Source organism: Kluyvera sichuanensis (assembly GCF_014218705.1).
In the GTDB taxonomy this organism is placed as follows: Bacteria; Pseudomonadota; Gammaproteobacteria; order Enterobacterales; family Enterobacteriaceae; genus Kluyvera; species Kluyvera sichuanensis.
On sequence record NZ_JABBJF010000015.1, the window covers coordinates 41,240 to 60,377 of the forward strand.

Annotated in this window: 20 protein-coding genes and 1 pseudogene; 9 read left to right on the plus strand and 12 right to left on the minus strand. The window is 45.1% G+C overall.

Annotated features, from left to right (window positions below; all coding sequences use genetic code 11):
• The first annotated feature begins 28 nt into the window (after nucleotides 1-28).
• The 6 genes and pseudogenes from HII27_RS15480 (at nucleotide 29) to HII27_RS15505 (ending at nucleotide 4,083) form a co-directional block, all read left to right on the plus strand.
• Nucleotides 29-796, plus strand: a complete 768-nt coding sequence (locus HII27_RS15480) for a PDDEXK-like family protein (RefSeq protein ID WP_185668734.1) — start codon at nucleotides 29-31, stop codon at nucleotides 794-796.
• Nucleotides 797-811: 15 nt separating this feature from the next.
• A complete protein-coding gene (locus tag HII27_RS15485; protein WP_185668735.1) occupies nucleotides 812-1,453 on the plus strand; it encodes a hypothetical protein in 642 nt (213 codons plus the stop codon).
• 306 nt (nucleotides 1,454-1,759) lie between these two features.
• Complete coding sequence (locus HII27_RS15490; RefSeq protein WP_185668736.1) at nucleotides 1,760-2,092, plus strand: DUF1971 domain-containing protein; 333 nt, start codon at nucleotides 1,760-1,762, stop codon at nucleotides 2,090-2,092.
• 10 nt (nucleotides 2,093-2,102) lie between these two features.
• Nucleotides 2,103-2,441 carry a DUF1869 domain-containing protein gene (locus HII27_RS15495; protein ID WP_185668737.1) on the plus strand — a complete coding sequence of 113 codons (339 nt, stop codon included), beginning with the start codon at nucleotides 2,103-2,105 and terminating at the stop codon, nucleotides 2,439-2,441.
• A gap of 211 nt (nucleotides 2,442-2,652) precedes the next feature.
• Nucleotides 2,653-3,189: a hypothetical protein gene (locus HII27_RS15500; protein ID WP_185668738.1), complete on the plus strand. Its 537-nt coding sequence runs from the start codon at nucleotides 2,653-2,655 to the stop codon at nucleotides 3,187-3,189.
• A 328-nt stretch (nucleotides 3,190-3,517) separates the two neighbouring features.
• Nucleotides 3,518-4,083, plus strand: a pseudogene (locus tag HII27_RS15505) (phage polarity suppression protein).
• Between the two features lie 191 nt (nucleotides 4,084-4,274).
• Here the strand turns inward: HII27_RS15505 and HII27_RS15510 are convergent.
• From HII27_RS15510 to HII27_RS15555, 10 genes are all read right to left on the minus strand, one after another.
• A complete protein-coding gene (locus HII27_RS15510; RefSeq protein WP_185668739.1) occupies nucleotides 4,275-6,047 on the minus strand; it encodes an ATP-binding protein in 1,773 nt (590 codons plus the stop codon).
• Nucleotides 6,035-7,156: an SIR2 family protein gene (locus HII27_RS15515; protein WP_185668740.1), complete on the minus strand. Its 1,122-nt coding sequence runs from the start codon at nucleotides 7,154-7,156 to the stop codon at nucleotides 6,035-6,037. Before HII27_RS15515 ends, HII27_RS15510 begins: the two co-directional genes overlap by 13 nt.
• The gene (locus HII27_RS15520) at nucleotides 7,156-8,358 is read right to left on the minus strand and encodes an integrase domain-containing protein (RefSeq protein ID WP_185668741.1); all 1,203 of its coding nucleotides are present in this window, start codon (nucleotides 8,356-8,358) and stop codon (nucleotides 7,156-7,158) included. Before HII27_RS15520 ends, HII27_RS15515 begins: the two co-directional genes overlap by 1 nt.
• Before the next feature lie 518 nt (nucleotides 8,359-8,876).
• Nucleotides 8,877-11,210, minus strand: coding sequence for a primase-helicase zinc-binding domain-containing protein (locus HII27_RS15525; protein WP_185668742.1), 2,334 nt, complete (start codon nucleotides 11,208-11,210; stop codon nucleotides 8,877-8,879).
• Between the two features lie 12 nt (nucleotides 11,211-11,222).
• The gene (locus HII27_RS15530) at nucleotides 11,223-11,543 is read right to left on the minus strand and encodes a DUF5375 domain-containing protein (RefSeq protein ID WP_185668743.1); all 321 of its coding nucleotides are present in this window, start codon (nucleotides 11,541-11,543) and stop codon (nucleotides 11,223-11,225) included.
• Nucleotides 11,540-11,800: a hypothetical protein gene (locus HII27_RS15535; protein ID WP_185668744.1), complete on the minus strand. Its 261-nt coding sequence runs from the start codon at nucleotides 11,798-11,800 to the stop codon at nucleotides 11,540-11,542. The genes HII27_RS15530 and HII27_RS15535 overlap by 4 nt, the downstream gene beginning before the upstream one ends.
• A 71-nt stretch (nucleotides 11,801-11,871) precedes the next feature.
• A complete protein-coding gene (locus HII27_RS15540; RefSeq protein ID WP_185668745.1) occupies nucleotides 11,872-12,321 on the minus strand; it encodes a hypothetical protein in 450 nt (149 codons plus the stop codon).
• Complete coding sequence (locus tag HII27_RS15545; RefSeq protein ID WP_185668746.1) at nucleotides 12,314-12,601, minus strand: derepression protein; 288 nt, start codon at nucleotides 12,599-12,601, stop codon at nucleotides 12,314-12,316. Before HII27_RS15545 ends, HII27_RS15540 begins: the two co-directional genes overlap by 8 nt.
• Nucleotides 12,594-13,148: a host cell division inhibitor Icd-like protein gene (locus HII27_RS15550; RefSeq protein WP_185668747.1), complete on the minus strand. Its 555-nt coding sequence runs from the start codon at nucleotides 13,146-13,148 to the stop codon at nucleotides 12,594-12,596. Before HII27_RS15550 ends, HII27_RS15545 begins: the two co-directional genes overlap by 8 nt.
• Nucleotides 13,145-13,411 carry a helix-turn-helix transcriptional regulator gene (locus HII27_RS15555; RefSeq protein WP_185668748.1) on the minus strand — a complete coding sequence of 89 codons (267 nt, stop codon included), beginning with the start codon at nucleotides 13,409-13,411 and terminating at the stop codon, nucleotides 13,145-13,147. The genes HII27_RS15550 and HII27_RS15555 overlap by 4 nt, the downstream gene beginning before the upstream one ends.
• A 547-nt stretch (nucleotides 13,412-13,958) precedes the next feature.
• On the opposite strand from HII27_RS15555, the gene HII27_RS15560 reads away from it, so the two are divergent.
• From HII27_RS15560 to HII27_RS15570, 3 genes are read left to right on the plus strand one after another with little or no spacing between them, the layout of a single operon-like run.
• Complete coding sequence (locus HII27_RS15560) at nucleotides 13,959-14,762, plus strand: capsid protein (RefSeq protein WP_185668749.1); 804 nt, start codon at nucleotides 13,959-13,961, stop codon at nucleotides 14,760-14,762.
• A complete protein-coding gene (locus HII27_RS15565) occupies nucleotides 14,759-15,001 on the plus strand; it encodes an ogr/Delta-like zinc finger family protein (protein ID WP_185668750.1) in 243 nt (80 codons plus the stop codon). Before HII27_RS15560 ends, HII27_RS15565 begins: the two co-directional genes overlap by 4 nt.
• Before the next feature lie 15 nt (nucleotides 15,002-15,016).
• The gene (locus tag HII27_RS15570) at nucleotides 15,017-15,592 is read left to right on the plus strand and encodes a phage polarity suppression protein (protein WP_185668751.1); all 576 of its coding nucleotides are present in this window, start codon (nucleotides 15,017-15,019) and stop codon (nucleotides 15,590-15,592) included.
• A gap of 235 nt (nucleotides 15,593-15,827) precedes the next feature.
• Here the strand turns inward: HII27_RS15570 and HII27_RS15575 are convergent, their stop codons facing one another.
• Complete coding sequence (locus tag HII27_RS15575) at nucleotides 15,828-17,771, minus strand: helix-turn-helix domain-containing protein (protein WP_185668752.1); 1,944 nt, start codon at nucleotides 17,769-17,771, stop codon at nucleotides 15,828-15,830.
• Entirely contained in the window at nucleotides 17,768-18,985 is a 1,218-nt protein-coding gene (locus HII27_RS15580; protein ID WP_185668753.1) for an integrase domain-containing protein, read from the minus strand. The genes HII27_RS15575 and HII27_RS15580 overlap by 4 nt, the downstream gene beginning before the upstream one ends.
• Between the last annotated feature and the right edge of the window lie 153 nt (nucleotides 18,986-19,138).

The window sequence follows — 19,138 nt, forward strand, 5'->3', positions numbered from 1 at the left end:
TTTTGTCTTTTTATAAATGGGATATTTGATGGAACAGAGTCATTATTCGCTGGTTGAATGGCTACCGATATTTTTTCAGCAATGGCCTGATAGTCAGTTAGTGCCTGGAGATGAGTCAGATAAGACAAATATTGATTCAATGAAGTTGGCAGAGTTTTTTAATCAACTTTCTTTATCACTAAAGACAGTTCAACATCGAGCTCTTTTTTTTGATCCCTGGGAGGTTGCGGAATTGGGTCGTAAAGAAGTACGTAATACTTCTGTACTTGCATGGATTCTTGACCCAGAGGGGACTCATGGATTTGGTAGAGTGCCTCTAAAAACATTACTTGAATTAATTTGTCAGACAAAAACTGATATACCTGAAGATTATACTCAATATTGTCGGGTATTGGTTGAAACGAATCCTCTTGGGGATAATACAAATCGTGTCGATATTGAAATTGATGCAGATAATTTTTTTCTTCTTATTGAAGTTAAAATTGATGCCAAAGAGCAACAGGGGCAAATTGAGCGATACTGCACTGATGCAAAAATACGTGCCAAACTGGGGCCCAAATCTCGTCCGTGGGCTGTTATCTTTTTAACTCCCCATGGAGGCAGACCTCTAACCATGGGGGCTTCGTTTAAACCAGAAGATGTCCCATGTATCTCATGGCAGCAGCTTGCAGCCGCTCTTGCTTTCTCTTTACAAGAGCATTATCAGGCTCTTGTGGCCGGAGGCCAATCTTCAACCTCACATCAAAGTGCTGCACACGCTGCATTTTGTTTTCTTAAGCGTATTAGTACTTTCTAATGAAAGGGAATTGTCATGAGTCAACATAGTGATCCTGAACGTCAGGCGGGTACATTGATTCTTTCACAACTAAAAATGTTTAATGAAGCTGTTGTTTACTTCGAACAACATTTAAGCCCTGCTTTCTTTAAGAGTATGGACCGTTGCATTGATCGGTTTGTGAAAGATAATAACTGGGTTGGAAAAATAAACTATGAACAGAAGGGATATTTTTGGTTAGCGCACCCGGATTGGGTGATTGAGGGTGATAACTGTAAATGCTGGTTTGCAGATTGTGTAACGGTAAGTGAAGGTAATGATTTTTTATTAGCTATTCTCACTGGAACGGGAACAGAGAAAGGGAAATTTGGTTTTGAGCTAAAAATAAATCATGGATACTTTGGTAATGCTAAAAATATTGCCAGTCATGTGAGTAATGCACCGGAATTTTACCGCTCAAAACTTAGGGGGCTAGGATTTGTTGAACAAGATAAAGGTGGCTATTTTTATCCTGTCACGATAGATCAAACTCTACTTAAGGCGTGTTGGCTCGAAAATGGGAATTTCCCCGTAGAACATGAACTGTTCTCTCCACTAAGAATGGCGCTTAAGGCAGTGTTACAATCTACAAAAATTATCAACGCTATTTTTATTCCTGAGGTTTCCAATACGAATTAGGTTGCTTCTACAATCGTTCTTAATGTTGTGGGATTTGTTCATAATAAGTTCCACAACAATAATCGTCGAGCTATTATTTAATATCATCTGATTGTTTATTGTCTATTTATTCCATGCAGTCATATTCCTCATGGAATTTATATCTTTGAGTTTTTACAAAATTAGCTAATCCTTATTGGGTAGAAAAGAGGTGTAGCACTACAAGATTAAAAAACAATACACGGAATGATTAAAAGGGGTATAAGATATGCAACATATTTTCCCATTCCAGACCGCGCCTGAACGCGTGGAAAGAGAGGCAGAATCATGCAGCGAATCATCATCCCCACCCATTACGTTCATACCCGTACCACGCCGTTGTGGACCAAAGAAACCGCGCCCGCATCCATCTGGAAGCGCCATCTTGATGCCGGTACGCGACAGGGCGTGTTCCCACGTCTGGCGGTAATGCAGGGGGCGATACGCTATTATGGTTATGCCGATGAGACCAGCCCGGAACCCGTTGAGACGATGACCATCGAAGCCGGGCAGTTTGGCGTTTTCCCGGCTGAGAAATGGCACCGTATTGAAGCATTAAGCGACGACACCGTATTTAACGTTGATTTCTATGTCGATCCTAAGATTTTGATAGAAGGATGAAACTGAACTGATGAACAGTGAAAATAAAGGGTATTCCTTAGCGGTTATTAATGGCAATAACAAAGAGAAACAGGAAAAAGTCTATCTGAAACCGATGGCGCTTTATGTTCCTGATATTGCCGTACAGGCCGTCGCCGAGCTTATTTCTCTGCTCTCTTCTGATAATGCGCAGGGTAAAGGTTTCTTGCTCACCGTCACCAATAATAATAACGGTGTGTCGGTGGATAAAGAGTTTGCCCAGCTGAGCGAGCTGCAGGACCCGACCGTTGCCGCTGATGCGGTGAAAGATCTGGTGAACATCGTTCGCGGGTATGAGTCGGATGAAGAGACTAACGTCTGCGGCTGGTAGTACAGCCGTTCCTTTCTGAGCTTTGCTTTACAGTTAGCAGGTATCCTTGAGAGGTTGTCGGGGTTATCTGCAGCTGTCCTTTCTTAAGCACTTTCTGAACCCACACTATTTACCCCCTATTGTTTGGAGCTAACCTTACAAATGATTAGGCAACATTTTTCGTTGTCGATATCCTAAACCGCAAATTAGAAAATACGACTTTAACGAGGTTATGGGGCGTCATTTATATTCTGGGATAGTAATTGGTTTGGCATTTCTGGTAACGGCTTGTGCTCCGGGGCCCTTAGGCACAAAACGCTACGAGCCCTATACCGGGCAGGATGCGGCTGTTGTGTACACCCAACTCAACGACCAACATCAAGGGCTGGTTTATTTTCAGCGTTTTGCCAAAGAAGGTGATTGCTATAAAGATCAGGAACTTATTTATATCAGCAATAACCTTATGGCCGGCAAAGTTCACCGTTTTTACGAAAGCCGACTTCGCCCGGAACAGTACTGGACTCTCTATGTGATGGATAACTCAAGCGGCCGTCAGATTGTCACGCAAACCGCGTTTATTCCTGAGGCTGGAAAGCATTATGTTGCCATCCCTTACCAGGGCGTAGTGGAAGTGCCGCTGGATCTGAAACTATCGGGTAGCGACAACCTAGATAAAATTTATGAGCAATATAAAGATAAACCGGCTAAGCACTGGAATGTGCGTAGTGGGGTGTGTAAGTTCTGGTTTGCGAAATTGATGGGGTCGTAAATGTCTACTTGTTGAGGACAAGACATCTGGTGATGCAAGGCTTTGGCCCTCATCTGGGTGAGTCCTCAACACCTTACCTCTAGCGGGTGGCAATGCTCGCTGCTGCGCGAACTTCTGCTTATGAGTTACCGGCTAATGTGCCTGTAAACTTCAGGCTTCTTGAGTTAAATTGCAGATACAAAAAAGCCCGCCAGGCTTACGCCATGCGGGCTTTCAGGACTTCATCTCAGGCTCTGGTTATCATTGACAAAGGATTTTGGTGGGCTATCTCCAGTGCGTCAATGTCTTTTGCTCCGCCACATTTCGCACCATCGAGTCTATCGACGAGGTGATACGAGCACCACTGGAGCAGGCCTTTGAAATCTGTCAGAAGAATAAATCGGACTGGATGAGCAGCAATTCAGCACTGGCACGGGCTGAAATGGCGCTGAAAGAACATGAGCTCATCAGTTCCCGTTATGAGCCTGACGCTGTACAGGCGCTGCGTGATGATATTGACCTGAAAAAATGGGCAGTAAACCAGTCTGCCGGTCGGTATATCCGGTCACATGAGGCCGTGCAGCGTGTCAGCATGCGTCGCCAGCTCCACGCCTTTATGCAGGTCAGTGGCGACACGCTGGCCGCAGCGCTGGCACCGGAATTAATGCACCTCAGAGAGCAGCCTGAAATCGTCAGAGAACGGGCTCTCGACCGGGCGGCCGCCAGCGTTCGCGAAGCGCTCTGGCCAGCGGAAGAGATATTCATTATGCAGAGGATGACCGAGATATCCTGACGACCATCGGGTTCCGGCCTGACAGAGCGTTCAGAGGAGACAACCGGGCAAAATATACACCTGAACAGAGTCAGATTTTCATGTGCCGACAGGCCGCGCAGACCCGCAAAAAATCCGCATAAAAAGCCCCGAAAATCCCCGTCTTTTTAAGAAAAATAGCCATGCATGCCTACGCTGCATGGCTTTGCATGCAAAATCCTGAATTTTCCACACCCTGCCGCGCCAGCACTGGCGTAGCCTGAACCCCTTCACGCACCTGCATTAAACCCCCCCACAAAGCGGGCAGGCGTGGCGGGGAGAGCATTGCGCGCGACTATTTAAGTTCCCATAAATCTTCAAGATTAAGAGTGTCACTTTGTGGGGCTGTTTCTTCAGTTAATCGATCCATTTGAACGATTAATGGCGTATGGAACGCAGTTCCAGAAATTATACAGGCTCCTGGTGGGAGTGTTGGTATTAAAGATCTGGAGGCAGCATCAAGCGTGCTTAGCGTGTTTTTTAAAAGGAACAGATCATTCTCATTTACTAGCCTGTGGATGAAATAATTATGAAGTTGGGATATTATTGTTGGTGAAATATCATATGGCCTCTGGCTTGATATAGTGACGAAATATCCAAATTTACGCCCTTCTTTTATTATTTCCTCAAAAAGTTCCAATCGATAATCTTTCCAGCTTTCAGATTCTCTGGATGATATTTCAGAAAGAATGTTGTGTGCTTCATCTATTATTAAATGAAAGCTTTCAATTTCATTATCAGTAGATTTGTGTTCTAAGAAAGAACATTTTGCAATCATCATTGGAATTGTTTTTTTTGTCGATTGATTGCAATGTTTTAAAGAAATTATTGATATAGGTACTTGATCCTTATGGTGCTCAGTGATTTCTATAACTTTAGATAATGATGGGCCCGTTGCAGAAATTTTATTTATCAATGGTGAGATGTGTTCGTATTGAACATAATTTTTAGATACGGAGTTTATTAACTGTAAAGTAGAACGGATGAAAATTTCATCGAACACTGAATTGATGACGAAGGAGCTATTATAAGTTACAGGTAGATACGCTATAGCATCATCTGAATTATTTATCCAGCTATCTGGATGGTCATATTTATTATTCCCTGTATGCCATGAGAATTTAGATAGTTCTTCGTTGGCTCGAAGTTGATCTTTATCGGTAAGATAAACTATTAATCCTTTAAGTAAGTTTAGCGTTTCTCTGTGTGGATTAGTTCCAAACATATTTTTTATTGTATGTTTTAGATATCCGTTAAGATCATTGTCAAATGAATTTTTGTTTTTAACTAAATGTGTGAGGAATGGTTTTTGAGTTTTCTCTGTTGCTGAAAATAACACGGATAAAAGTTCATCATCCCAAAACTCATTTTCTGAAAATACTAATTTATCCTTTATTTCTTTTGTGCTTAGCTCTACAGTCTTTGTTAGTACAGGGAATGATTTGGCTAAGGTGCTATACTCGCCATTGAAATCAATGAGATTTATTTTTGATTTTTTGGCGAAATTTGGTTTATCTTTAATGAGAGTGATTAATGAGTGATAAAGTTTAGCTAAAGTGTTAGATTTTCCACTACCCGTATTACCAAATATTCCGATGTGAGAGTTAAAAACACCGTTAACAGGGATGCTGATAGGTAATTCTTCAAGGATTGACTTTCCAATATTTATTAGAGGTGTATGTTTGTTTTTTCGGAAGTTATAAATTTCAGCTATTTTTTCATCTGATATTAAGAAAAGCTGATCGTTAATCATAGGGAGGTATTTGATGCCGGAATAAAAATTCCCTTCAAAAAAATACCCTAGTATATTGAGTTCGATAAATCTTTCATATTTTTTTTGATCTAATTCATCGCTTCTTAAATTGAAGTTTTCAATAACTTCTTCACCAATAATTTTTCCAACAATATCTTGATATCCTTTTCGGATTAGAACAAACTCATTAATTGCTATTCCCCTGAGGATTTTTCCATGATGGAAATAGGTTGACTGATAGAGAGTGTTGTTTACTTTTGCTACAACAGCCGTCCCCTTTACTTGTGTAACAAAGCCAACATTTAGTTCGTCCATGAGATCCATTCTCCACTTTCAGATGTGAAAATTTTATCAATAAAAGTTTCAAATGAGAGTTTGTGCTCATCATTTTTTGGGTAGATGTAAGTTATTCTTGAATCATTAATTGTTTCGTTAATCAGGGCCCTGCTGTCTTTATTATAGCAAAAAACAAAAACTTTTAATGTTGGGTTGCTAAGTGAGCGCTTGATGATTTCTAATATATGTTCATCTTGAAATGAAAAGCCAAAGCATATTAAAACAGTTTGCGGTTTTTCAAGTTCATAGCTCAGTAATCTCAAACTTTGATAATAATGTTGTTGGAATAATGTTTCAGAGAATTTTTCTTTTGTTGGACTAACAATAGCTAATCGATTATATTTCTCTCTGAAATCAGACAGATAATCAATGTCATTTTGGTTAAGATTAAGAAACTCATTAAGATCGTCATTTGTATCGTAAAGAACCTCAGCGAACTCTTGTATTTTTTTATCACATTCCAAAATAACTTTGTCAGGCGAGGTTGTGGAATATAATACATTAATCTTATGGTTTTTATCTTTATTCCATGAAACGGACCCGTGCATTTTTATAACATTGATTGTTGGTATCTCTTGCTTATATAAATCATGAGTACCTTGATGCCAATGAGATAGATGAAAATTACTAATATTTAGTGTCCTTTCTCTAAACCCCAATGCTCCATCGTTGAAATAAAAAATCTTCTTATTAAGAATGTTATCAGCAGAAGTTTCAAAAAAAAGATCATAATTTGTTGTAAATATGTTGCTTCTTTTTATTTGGTGAGAACCTTTCTTTTCAAGTAAAGAAACCAGTTCAAATAAAAACCTTTCATAATCAGATAATGTTTTAGAGTAAACTTTAGGTGTTGGTTTGGGTTGGATACAGAATGTTTTATGAATTATTGAATTGAAGTAAGAGCTTAATATGAAATTTTCTAAATTCGCATTGCCTTTTACATCTACATGAGTCAGTAGGCTTTCATATGTTACATCTTTTCTTAACCATAGGGTAGGGATGTATGCAGCTGATGCTCCAGAACCAAACAAAAAGTTTATGTTTTTATCGTAAATATTCGAAGCTTTACAAGGAAATTCTCTGTCCATTATTTTTCTCCTAGAGTTTTATAAACTTCCTTACCCCACCAATTCATTAGTTCAACTCTTTTGCCTACATAAGTTGACCGATTGTAAGCTTTGCGGACTTCATTTTTATCACTGTGGGCTAAAGCAGATTCTATTACATCTGGATTCAAACCAGCTTCATTCATAGCCGTGCTGGCGATAGAACGTAGTCCATGAGCTACTAACTTACCACCGTATCCTATTCTTTTCAAAGCTGCATTTGCAGTTTGGCTATTCATAGGTTGTTTAGGATTATTTCTACTTGGAAAAATATATTCTCGATGAGCACTGATAGTCTTCATTACTTCCAAAATATATAATGCTTGTGGGGATAAAGGAACAATATGCTCACGCTTTGCTTTCATACGTTCTGCAGGAATTGTCCAGATCATGGTATTTATATCGACCTCTATCCATCGAGCAGAGGAAGCTTCGGAGGGGCGCACAAGTGTCAAGAGCTGCCATTCAATCAAATAGCGAGTTGTTATAGACAGATTTGACATAACCAAAGAACGCATCAGCTTGGGCAACTCTTCTGGCCTTAACGTTGGCATATTTTGCTTTTTAGGCTTCTCAAATGCCATTCCAATCCCTGACGCCGGATTTGTATCAATCAGACCGGTATTAACCGCGTAAATCATTATCTCGTTAATACGCTGTACTAAGCGCCTAACTGTCTCCAGAGTTCCACGCGCTTTGATTGGCTCCAATGCTTCAATAATCGTTCTCGCTTTAATCACCTGAACAGGTATAGCGCCTATTGCAGGGAACACGTCTTTATCTAATGAGCGCCAAATATCTTTCGCGTAGTCTTCAGTGACGCTTTTGCTTTTCATTTTGAACCAGTTTGCGGCTACAGTTGAGAAAATGCTATCCAGCTCAATCTGGCGTTGTTCTAATGCCTGCTCTTGTTGCTGTTGCGGATCCATACCTTGTGCAAGCATGGTTAAGTGCTGGTCGCGAATTTGACGAGCGGCTGCGAGCGTAAGAGCAGGGTATGAGCCGAGACTCAAATTAGTTCGGCTGCTACTGACCGGGCGCTGATAGCGGAAGCGCCAGAGTTTTTTTCCAGAGGTTTTGACGAGTAAGAATAGGCCGTCACCATCATGCAGGGTGAAGTCTTTTTCTTGAGGTTTAGCTTTAAGAATTTCATTGTTAGTGAGGGGGCGTGCGATGCGCGCCATTTCTGGATCCCTTCCATAATTGGTACACGATTAATGGACCACAGTATAGCGTGTACCTAAACGTGTACCAATTTTTACTGGATTCAGGCGGATCGTTTCGGACGATTACAGACACAAAAAAGCCCACCAGGCTTACGCCATGTGGGCTTTCAGGACTTCATCTCAGGCTCTGGTGACCATCGACAAAGAATTTTGGTGGGCTGGCGGAGTCTGAATAATGTTTTCAACCTAATGTTTTTATTGTTTATTTTCCAATTCAACTTTCATTGGTATACCTAAGCGTATACCAATGGCGATTTGTTGCAATGTTTCCTGTGGTTAAGCGAACTTGTTTTTGAATAGATCACATCAAGAAAAAAACTTTTTTTACCAAAAACTGTTCACACTGTTCACTCACCGTTATTTTTATTAATTTTCAATATAATACAAGGTGAATAGTCCGTGAACAGTGAACACTTTACTGTTCACGTTCAGGGATCTCAGGCAAAAAAAGACCGGCTAATGCCGGTCAGGATAGGTTATAGCGCTGTGGTTTCGTCACATCGGGGCAGCCAGTCGGCGTTGCTTTCATCCCTGAGCGCGAGATTCGTCTGCATCCCCTGATTCGTTCGCCGCTTGCCATAGTTCAGCCCGTACTCTTTCAGCATCGATGACAGTCCTTTGCCAAACATGGTGAGGCTTAGCGTGTTCTTGTAGCCGTGCGCCTCCATATAGACCAGATAGGCATGGTACAGGTACAGACGTGGCTGTCGCGGGATGATATTCGCATTTCCCATGTACATACCGTCAGGCTCGGGCAGTGCCTCCAGATAGCCACAAAAATCAAATGTCGGGTCAGCATCACGCTTGATACTGAGCGCCTCGTCAGAGTTCTGCTGGGACTGGAGCAACGTGCGCGCCGTCATCGGGTCACTGAATTTCTGCATAAGCTGACGCACAATGACTGCCAGCTCACGGGCAATCTTATCTTTCAGCTTCGGATCGCGTTCCTCCGGGGCAATCTGTTCCGGGAAGTGCATAATCACCCGACGGCGCGACACGCCGCCGCTGCGGTCGGTGAAGCGCATCGGGTTATTGTTGACGGCCAGAATGACCGCCGGGATATGCGTCGAGTACGCATCGCGGTATTTTGGGTCAACGGAGACGGCATCCCCGCCGGTGATAGCCTTGAGCCCCGCACCGTCGCCGCTCCATTTCTCCTGGTCAGGCAGACGTATCAGCGAGAAGCCAATCAGCGCCGCGCGTTCGCGGGGGGATTCCAGCGTTTCAATGGTCGCTGACGTGGCGTTATCCTCTCCGGCCAGCATGGTGGCAATTTCAGCGAGAATACTTTTCCCGCTGCCGCCGGGGCCGGTCACCTCAAGAAAAAGCTGCCAGTCATAACGGTTTGCCAGCACCATAAACAGTGCTGCGAGTATCACGTCGCGTTTATCCGCACGTGAACCGGCGGCACGGTCGAGCCAGCGCCAGAAGTTCGGCGCGTGGGTTTCCAGTGCTTCTCCCGCGACCGGCGGGGTAAAATCCACATCGCACAGTGTGCGCAGCCAGTGCGCTTTACTGTGAGGGCTGAATACGCCGGTACTGGTATCAAGCACACCGTTGCGAAAACCTATCAGGCGGCGCGCCGGGGAATCCTGCTGAGGAATAATCAGTTTCAGGGTATCCACCACCGAGGCAATTTTCCCCGACGAGAACGGCGCTCGCAGACGCTGGAACAACCCGGCCACGTCACGCGCAAAATCCGACGGCGGAATGATTTTCCATATCCCGGCTTCATAGCGTGAAAGGAGCTGCCCGTTTGCATCCACCGCCAGCGCCTCGCCGTAATGTTCATGTACCCGCATTGCCTTTTCACTGGTGCTCATGGCGGTGAATTCGGCCTCGCTCATGGTGCTGAACGGACTCTCTCCCGGTGACCGGATAGCGTCATAAATCGCTTTACGCGTGGCATCTTCTCCCCTCTGCATAAACGCATCATTCCAGTCACCAAAGACCGGCGGCAGGGCGACAATGCCCTCACAGGCTTCTGCGGCCGCTGCGGCTTTTGTCTGACCGTCGCCGCTGAGGTCACGGTCGGCAGCGAGCACAATCTGACAGGCGGGGTGCTTTTGCCGGGCAAGGCTCGCCAGAGAAAGAAGGTTCACGGACGACAGCGCCACCATGACCGTTTCACCCGTCAGGTGATGCACGGTAAGTGCGGTCGCATAGCCCTCTGCTATCCACAGGCGTTTCCCGGCCTGTTTTTTCCCTTCGATGATATGACATGCCCCTTTCACCTGACCGCCTTTCAGGGTGCGCTTGAGACCGTCTGAATTAATAAGCTGAAGGTTAACCAGTGCGCCGGTGTCATCATACAGCGGGACAACCACATCACCGGCGCGGTAGGTCACGCCGCCGGTTTTATGTGTGGCGGTGAGCGTCAGGCACTCCAGCGCGGGAAAACCCTTGTGAGTCAGGTAGCCGTTGCCGGTGGCCGTTCGGGTTTTCTCCATCAGTTTTACGGCCAGCGCAGCCGCTGCTTTGTGGTCGGCTTCCGTTCCCGCTTCTGCGGCCGCAATCACCTCCGGGGCAACCGGCGACAGATTGCCGGTCACGGCGTTAACCTTTTGGGCGGCCTCAGACGGATTTACGCCGAACACCTTCTCAACCAGTTTCAGACCATCACCCGCGCCACACTGGTTACAGAACCACGTCCCTCGCCCCTCTTTATCGTCAAACCGGAAACGGTCAGAGCCGCCGCATACCGGACAGGCCTGATGGCGGTTTTTAATGACCTTCACGCCCAGCGCCGGGAGAATGCGTGGCCAGTGGCCGCATGCATGTTTTACGGTTTCCGTTACGTTCATATTCATGGTTATTCTCCCTCAGTGTATTACCGGTGCGGTGATATGACGGGCACAGAGTTCATCCATCACGGCCAGCCCGAGAAAAGACAGTGATGGCGCGGCTTTCAGCGGGCTGGCTTCCATTAAATCTTCCAGTAAGGCACAGGCAATCGTGCGGCCTTTATCCTCGCCATGCTGGCGCAGGTAAAAACCCTCCAGCTCGGCGGCAATGGCACTCTCCAGCGCATCGAGAGTAAGGTGTGGGTAGCGGTGCTGACGTTCGCATAAAGCCAGCCATGCACAGGCCACGGCACGGCGATAAAGCGCAGCGCGTAAGACGAGCGGTAATGGCTGTTTCATAAATTGCCCTCCCCGTTGAGCCAGCGTTGATTACAGCGTTCAACCACGCCGTCGAGCTGGGCGGTCATAAGATAAATCACGGAGGTGAGCTGTAACTGCTGCGCCGGGTCACGACGAACAGTGGTGCAGTCCTGCACCTGCACCAGCTCGCCGACAAACTGGCCGACATTACGCAAATGTTCAAGGCATTCGAGGTCAGCCTGGCTGATGGCCGACAACCATTTATTCTGTGGTCGTTCAGTGATATTTACATGCATGATTCCGACTCCTGAAGACGTGCGTATCCCTGTGCAGATACGCACATTTAATTTTTGTTATCGTTTTTTAATTACAGATAATGGCGGTAGCTGTTATCCGGTTTTATTTCCGGTTCAGTCCGGGGAATATCCCGCCATTTCCGCGCCACCGGCGCTGGACATCTGGCCGGGATAATATCCTGCGGATAATTATCGATATTTTTATCCCGCCATTTCTGTAATTCCGGGTCGGCGGCAATATCTTTGAGAACCACGTGACGATTTTCCGGGCTGCGTTTGAACATATCCGGTCGGTCGCAGCTAAATTCCCGCATAAAACGCCCGAGTGGTATTTCGGCAATCCGTCCATCGGAAATAATACGAATGAGAATAGTGTAAGTCCGGCGGTACGGGTTCCAGACCAGTGCCGGACAGCGGTACGGCATTTCCCACGGAATACCGTCGGCCAGAACGCCCACCACGCGTACGTCAGGGAAACCGGCTGAGCGGAACAATTCACCCGGTTGCGGGAAATCAAACATGCTCCACCTCCTGTGTAGCGAGAAAATCACGGCACAGGCCTTTCGCTTTCAGCTCCTCCAGTACGTGGCTGATATCTTCATGCACATAACTCAGGATCTGAGGCGTATAAAGCTGGCTGAGTCCGTTTATCTCGTGGCGTCTTAAGTCACAGCCAAAAAAATGCAGGGTCTCACAGGCACGATTGAGTTTATGAAACGATTCGAGGCTCAGGTGCTCACTGACAGCGTTAAGGTCATCACGACGCGCTGAGACGGTCTGAGCAGCAGATTGATTATGCATGGCACACCCCCGCAACCGGCAGACGGGCAGCAAGGGAAAGGACATATTCCCGAACGAGAGAACGGCGGGCGGTGCGTTCATCACCGGCAACGGTACGCAGCATGCAGATATGGGGCTTACGGTCAGCACGGCGAATAGCGGCAAACACAAAGATAAATTCAGGGTGAGACGGGGTGAGGGTCGTAGCCATAATGGCAATCTCCAATAAGTAGCGGTTACTGCTACCACCGGAGTTCCTACACTCATGGGTGGCAGCCCGGACGGGGGTAGGAATACCGGCCTTATTGGAAACCGGCCAGCCCGAAGGCTGCCCCGCCCGGGCTACCATTATCCGATTAAAACGATGGTGTAAAAACCACCGCCCTAAAAAAATATGAGCCTGAGCAACGATGTAAAAAAACACGCATGGCGCGTGTTGAGTCGCCAATAAGTAACACGGGTTCCTACGCCCGGTTGCCGATTTTGCGGCAACGGCAAAACTGTACCAGGAAACATACAACAGATGCAAGCCAGAAAAAGGGGCTGTTTGATAGCGGCTCATATTCATGCATCACACTTCCGGTTGCGATGAGCAACACGTTCCATCATCCATGCCGTGATTTCAGACTGGAGCCAGGCGACATTTTTCCCACCCAGTGAGACCTGAGCAGGAAAAGCATCACGGGCGATTAAATCGTAGAGCGTGGAGCGGGACAGACCGCACTGATGAATGACTTCAGGGAGACGTAGAAAACGTTCCTGAACCGGCGCAGAAACCGCCATCAGGTGTGTACCAGTGGGGGAAGATGATGCTGATGAAACCGTGTGCATAACGCTACCTCATTAATATCCGCAGAGATCCGAACGTATCCGTCCGGCATCGGGTAGCTCTCTATTTTGTGAATATTTTCCTTCAATGCAACAGAGGCTTGTTGTGTCGTGGAGCCATTTTGGCTGTTATTTAAACAGTGTTCTGAAAATATGAAAAATAATTGGCTCATGACGCGCTGAGACGTTCAGAAATAACGATTAATTGATACCGCCTATCAATAGGCGAAAATATAATTATTAAAACAATGAATATATGAAAGGTTCTTGCCGAAATCAGTGAACAGTAGTGAACAGTTGGTGAACACTTCACTCTCAACTGTTCACTCTTTAATTTACTGTATTACTTATCTTTTTCTTTAAGGTGAACAGTAGTGAATAGTTATTATTAAAAAAACAAACAGAGAGAGGGTTTTCCTGCGACCTTTCTCTGGCAAGCCGGGTTTTGAAGTCCTGTTTGTGCCATGTCTGCTACAACGGCAATGAATCGAGTTGTTGTCTGAGGGACGGCAGAATGGCGTCAGGTTGAAAACACACAGAGAGCCCGACGATGAAACAAGATTTATTTACCTCAGTAATGAAAACCATTAGCAGCACACAGAATAAGACAATCCGCACGGCCATTGAGAGCGCACTGGATACGATTAATGAGAAAGCAAACCAGAACGCAGAGACCACAATAAACAACGCACTTGATGCGTTCAGTCAGGCTAAATCTGCACACACGGAAAATATGCTGAAACTGAATGATATTGAGGCCGCCATTACCCGCAGCGAGAAAGAACGCCAGAACGCGCTGAATGAGAGTGCTGAAGCTGAGCAGAACTGGCGCACCCGTTTTCGCGAACTACGCGGCATGATGACCCCGGAGCTGAAAGCCGAACATGGTCAGCGGGTGGCCAGTCGTGAGCTGGCGGAGGAATTCACTGCCCTGATTGCTGAACTGGAAGATGATAAGACCCGTACCATGCTGGCGGCCTGCGCATCAGGAGATAAGTACGTCGGCACCCATTTTACGGTGTTCTCTGCCTATGCCCGAAACGAGTGGGCAGCCGTGATGAAAGACACTCCCCCTGCACTGGTACGCGCTTTTGCTTTACGTCTGCGTGAGCTCAAAATGAGTGGAGAAGAACATCCTCACACTATTCTGATTCAGGAGCTGGGCGAGAACGTACTGGCACAGAGCCAGTATTACGCATTCAACATGGAGCATGAGCCGGTAATTTCACAGATTGGCCTTTACCGCCCGGCACTCACCGGCGTGGATATGAAACTGTATAAAAGCCCTGCCAAGAGGATGTTACGGGCTAAAGAACTGGCACAGCAGAAACAGCCGCAGGGGGTGAAGCCATGATGCGCTGTCCGTACTGCAAACAGGCTGCCCATGTACGCACCAGTCGTTACCTGTCGGATAACGTCAAACAGAGCTATCTCCAGTGCGTCAATGTCTTTTGCTCCGCCACATTTCGCACCATCGAGTCTATCGACGAGGTGATACGGCCACCGGCAGAAGAAAAGCCCGAACCGCCGCAGACAGCCCCGGCAACACCGCCCCGGATTAGGGACTGCGCCCGCCCATCGCTGCGCCACTGATTCAGGAGAAAGAAAATGACACGAGCACCACTGGAACAGGCTTTTGAAGCCTGTCAGAAGAAGAAATCGGACTGGATGAGCAGCAAATCGGCACTGGCACGGGCTGAAATGGCGCTGAAAGAGCGGGAGCTGACCTGTACCCGTTATGAACCAGATACAGTACAGGCGCTGCGTGATGATATTGACCTGAAAAAATGGGCGGTGAACCAGTCAGCCGGTCAGTACATCCGGTCACATGAGGCCGTGCAGCGTATCAGCATTCGTCGCCAGCTCCACGCCTTTATGCAGGTCAGTGGTGATGCGCTGGCCGCAGCACTGGCGCCGGAATTAATGCATCTCAGAGAGCAACCTGAAATCGTCAGAGAACGGGCTCTCGACCGGGCGGCCGCCAGTATTCGCGAAGCGCTATCGGTTCATCTGGCCAGCGGAAGAGATATTGATTACGCAGAGGATGACTGGGATATTCTGACGACCATCGGGTTCCGGCCTGACAGAGCATCCAGAGAAGACAACCGGACAAAATATACACCTGAACAGAGTCAGATTTTCATGTGCCGACAGGCCACTCAGAAACGCAAAAAATCCGCATAAAACGTCCCGAAAATACCCGTCTTTTTAAGAAAAATAGCCATGCATGCCTACGCTGCATGGCTTTGCATGCAAAATACTGAATTTTCCATCCCCTGCCGCACCAGCACTGGCGCGGCCTGAGTCCCTTCATGCAACTGCATTAAAAGCGCCCCCTGAAGCGGGCAGGCGTGGCGGGGAGAGCATTGCGCGCAGATATAAACTTGTAATTTAAATTATCTGGGCCAACTCCTGTCTCTTACTCTGAAGATGATTCATCAAGGTCACTCGCGTAGTATCGATGTGGTTTTCTATTTTTGTCGATACGAATATGGCCTTCCCTTTCCAGCACTCGACCTCCCCATGCAGAAATCTTCTGTCTTGTACAACCAACTGCATCGGCTATTTCACGAGCTGTCATAGCCTCATCAAAAGTTAATTGAGTTATTAAACCCAATATTTTAATTTCAACCTCAGCGAAGTTTCCATGAGTTACAGGAGCATCCTGATGAATGATTTCAATAAGTTTTTCATCATCTTCGAAACATCTTTTTATTTTGACTTTAATTAGTTCGGTTTCATCATATATTTTATTGCAAGCAGGGCATTTGTAACTCTTGCGTTTTGTTTTGACAAAGTATGGATCGTATTTGGCTAGAACTTCGTCATAAATAAATCGTATTGGTGTGTAATCATCTTTTTTATTAGCGTATTTAATATTATTTTCTAAGCAAACATCATAATCAATGGCATAGAGATTATAGCTTCCACCATGCTTAGAAACTACATTTTCGGATATAAAGTGCAGCATGAAATTTTCACATAAGACATTGAGATAATCTCTCCTGGAAGGATCGATCATCAAATGACTTGCTGCTCTATCTGGGAATTTATTTTTTTCTTGTAAAGCTTTTTCTATTATTGAGTTCCAAATGTCCATATTAAATGGAGGTATTAAGCCCTTTTTAGAACTTCCAGTAAATTGTTTTTGATAAGTTTTTCTTGCACATGTAATGCCATAGTTTATTTCTGCTAAACCAATTTTATGGTCGTGTGAGTTAGCTCTGGCTTGAATGAAAGCATTTTGGAGTATTATTCCAATAGTTCTGGATACCCCAAGGGTTTCTCGTGTTATTCGATAGAAAATCTCTTCTCTATTCCCCTTGAATATATCAGTGAATTTTAAATTTGGACAAAATTTATCAATTCTTTTATTGATTAATTGCTCTACAAAAACTTGCATTTTGTTAATGCCAGCTATTGCCCCATCAAATCTTTCAACATATTCATTGAAGTCAAGAGGGATGGCGAAAATATCTCTTCCAATAATTATTTTTTCACCAAAGTCGTACCGATCAGTTATTACGCCGACTTTAAAAAACATCCCGATTCTTGAGCCTAAGAATGATTTTAATAAAGAACTGAATTTATTTTGTGATTCAGAGTTGAGATCTGAGTATTCATCTAAAAAAATATAAATAGCATCCAGTTTTGCTTTGTTTTTTATTTGGCTAATCTTGTTCAAGAAATCTTGAACATTTAGGCCTTTTATTTTTGTGTGGCTGCTATTAGTTGATTTTTCAACTGAGTCAGTGATGCCTGCACTTATCTCCGCCTTGGTAAAATCGGCTTTTGCTGAAAGGTTGACATCGGCTTTGTGTTTGTGTTGATTATTTTCTTCTACTTTTCGGCTCGTGCTGATTGTTATACCTTCAACAAGTATCTTCTCTATATAGTCAAGATCATCTAGCGCTGGGTTTTCTTTTTTGAAAAGAATAAGATGTTTTTCATTGTACATCAGTGCTAGCTGTTTTTTTAAAGAGTCGATTATTTGTCTAATGAAGTGAATTTCTATTAACTCTAGATCACTAGTTGAGTCAAAGATATCTATACATGTACTTAAGTCGATAAAAATAGGAAGAACTTTTTTCGTGCCGAGTAAAGAAGTTGTTCCTTTTAACTCAGGTGATATTGATTTTAAACACTCATAATATCCACGAAGTAGATTTGTTGTCTTTCCTGTTCCACGACGACCAGATATGAAGTTGTCTTGTTTTTGGAGTAAGCCGTTTAATATTCCAAAGTAATCAATGAAATAATCCTCAAGAAGAGAAAGTTCCTTGATGTTATCAAGTGAAATATAGTCAGCTCGCAAGATTGAATTAAATGCTGTGCTAATGTTATCTGTATCTAATGCATTCATATTAACGGTCCTTCATTAATTTTTTTCATATTAACTATGTATTGTCCCCACCAGTTCATCAGATCCTTGCGGAGAGTGAGATAATTTGACCGATTATAGGCTCGTCTTATCTCATTTTTATCAGAATGCGCTAGTGCGGCTTCAATGACATCAGCATTAAACAAAGCTTCATTCATTGCCGTACTCGCGATTGAGCGTAAACCATGAGCAACTAATTTTCCACCATATCCAATCCGTTTTAAAGCAGCATTAGCGGTCTGACTATTCATTGGTTGCTTTGGATCATTTCTGCTCGGAAAAACATGCTCTCGATGAGAGCTGATAGGTTTCAACACTTCAAGTATACCCAAAGCCTGGGATGATAAAGGAACTATGTGTTCCCGCTTAGCTTTCATCCGTTCGGCTGGAATAGTCCAGAGCTTTGCATCGAGATCGATCTCTGCCCAACGAGTACCGGAGGCTTCAGAAGGGCGCACAAGAGTCAGGAGCTGCCACTCAATTAGACAGCGAGTCGAAACAGAGAGGTTTGACATCATCAAAGAGCGCATGAGTTTTGGTAATTCTTCAGGTCGTAGCGTTGGCATGTTTTGCTTTTTGGGTTTCTCAAAGGCCATACCAATACCAGATGCAGGGTTGGCATCAATCAGACCGGTGTTTACGGCATAAATCATTATCTCGTTAATACGCTGTACCAGTCGACGTACAGTCTCAAGCGCCCCACGAGCTTTGATTGGCTCAAGTGCTTCAACCAATGTACGGGCTTTGATTTGCTGAACGGGGAGCTCGCCGATGGCTGGGAATACATCTTTCTCCAGCGAGCGCCAAATGTCTTTTGCGTAATCAGGGGTAACGCTTTTGCTTTTGAGTTGGAACCAGTTAGCGGCGACCGTTGAAAAAATACTGTCCAGAGCGATTTGCTGCTGTTCCTCTGCTACTTCGGCCTGAATTTGTGGGTCAATTCCGTTGGCTAACAAGGTAAGGTAATCCGCTCTTAACCCTCGGGCGTCAGCAAGTGAAAGGGCGGGGAAAGCACCAAGCCCCATCATTGTCCGCTGTTTTGTCGCTGGACGTTGATAACGGAAACGCCAGAGCTTTTTCCCGCTAGTTTTCACTATCAGGAAAAGGCCATCGCCATCATGCAGCGTTAGATCCTTCTCTAACGCTTTAGCGCGCAGAACTTCGGTGTTGGTAAGGGGGCGTGTTGTCCGTGCCACTGTGGCCGCTCCTTCATGAATTGGTATACGCTTTTAGGTATACATCCTACCGTATACCTAAACGTATACCAATAATCACCGGATTTAGCCGGATGTTCTCGGACAACGACAGACACAAAAAAGCCCGCAGGGCTTGTGCCGTGCGGGCTTTCT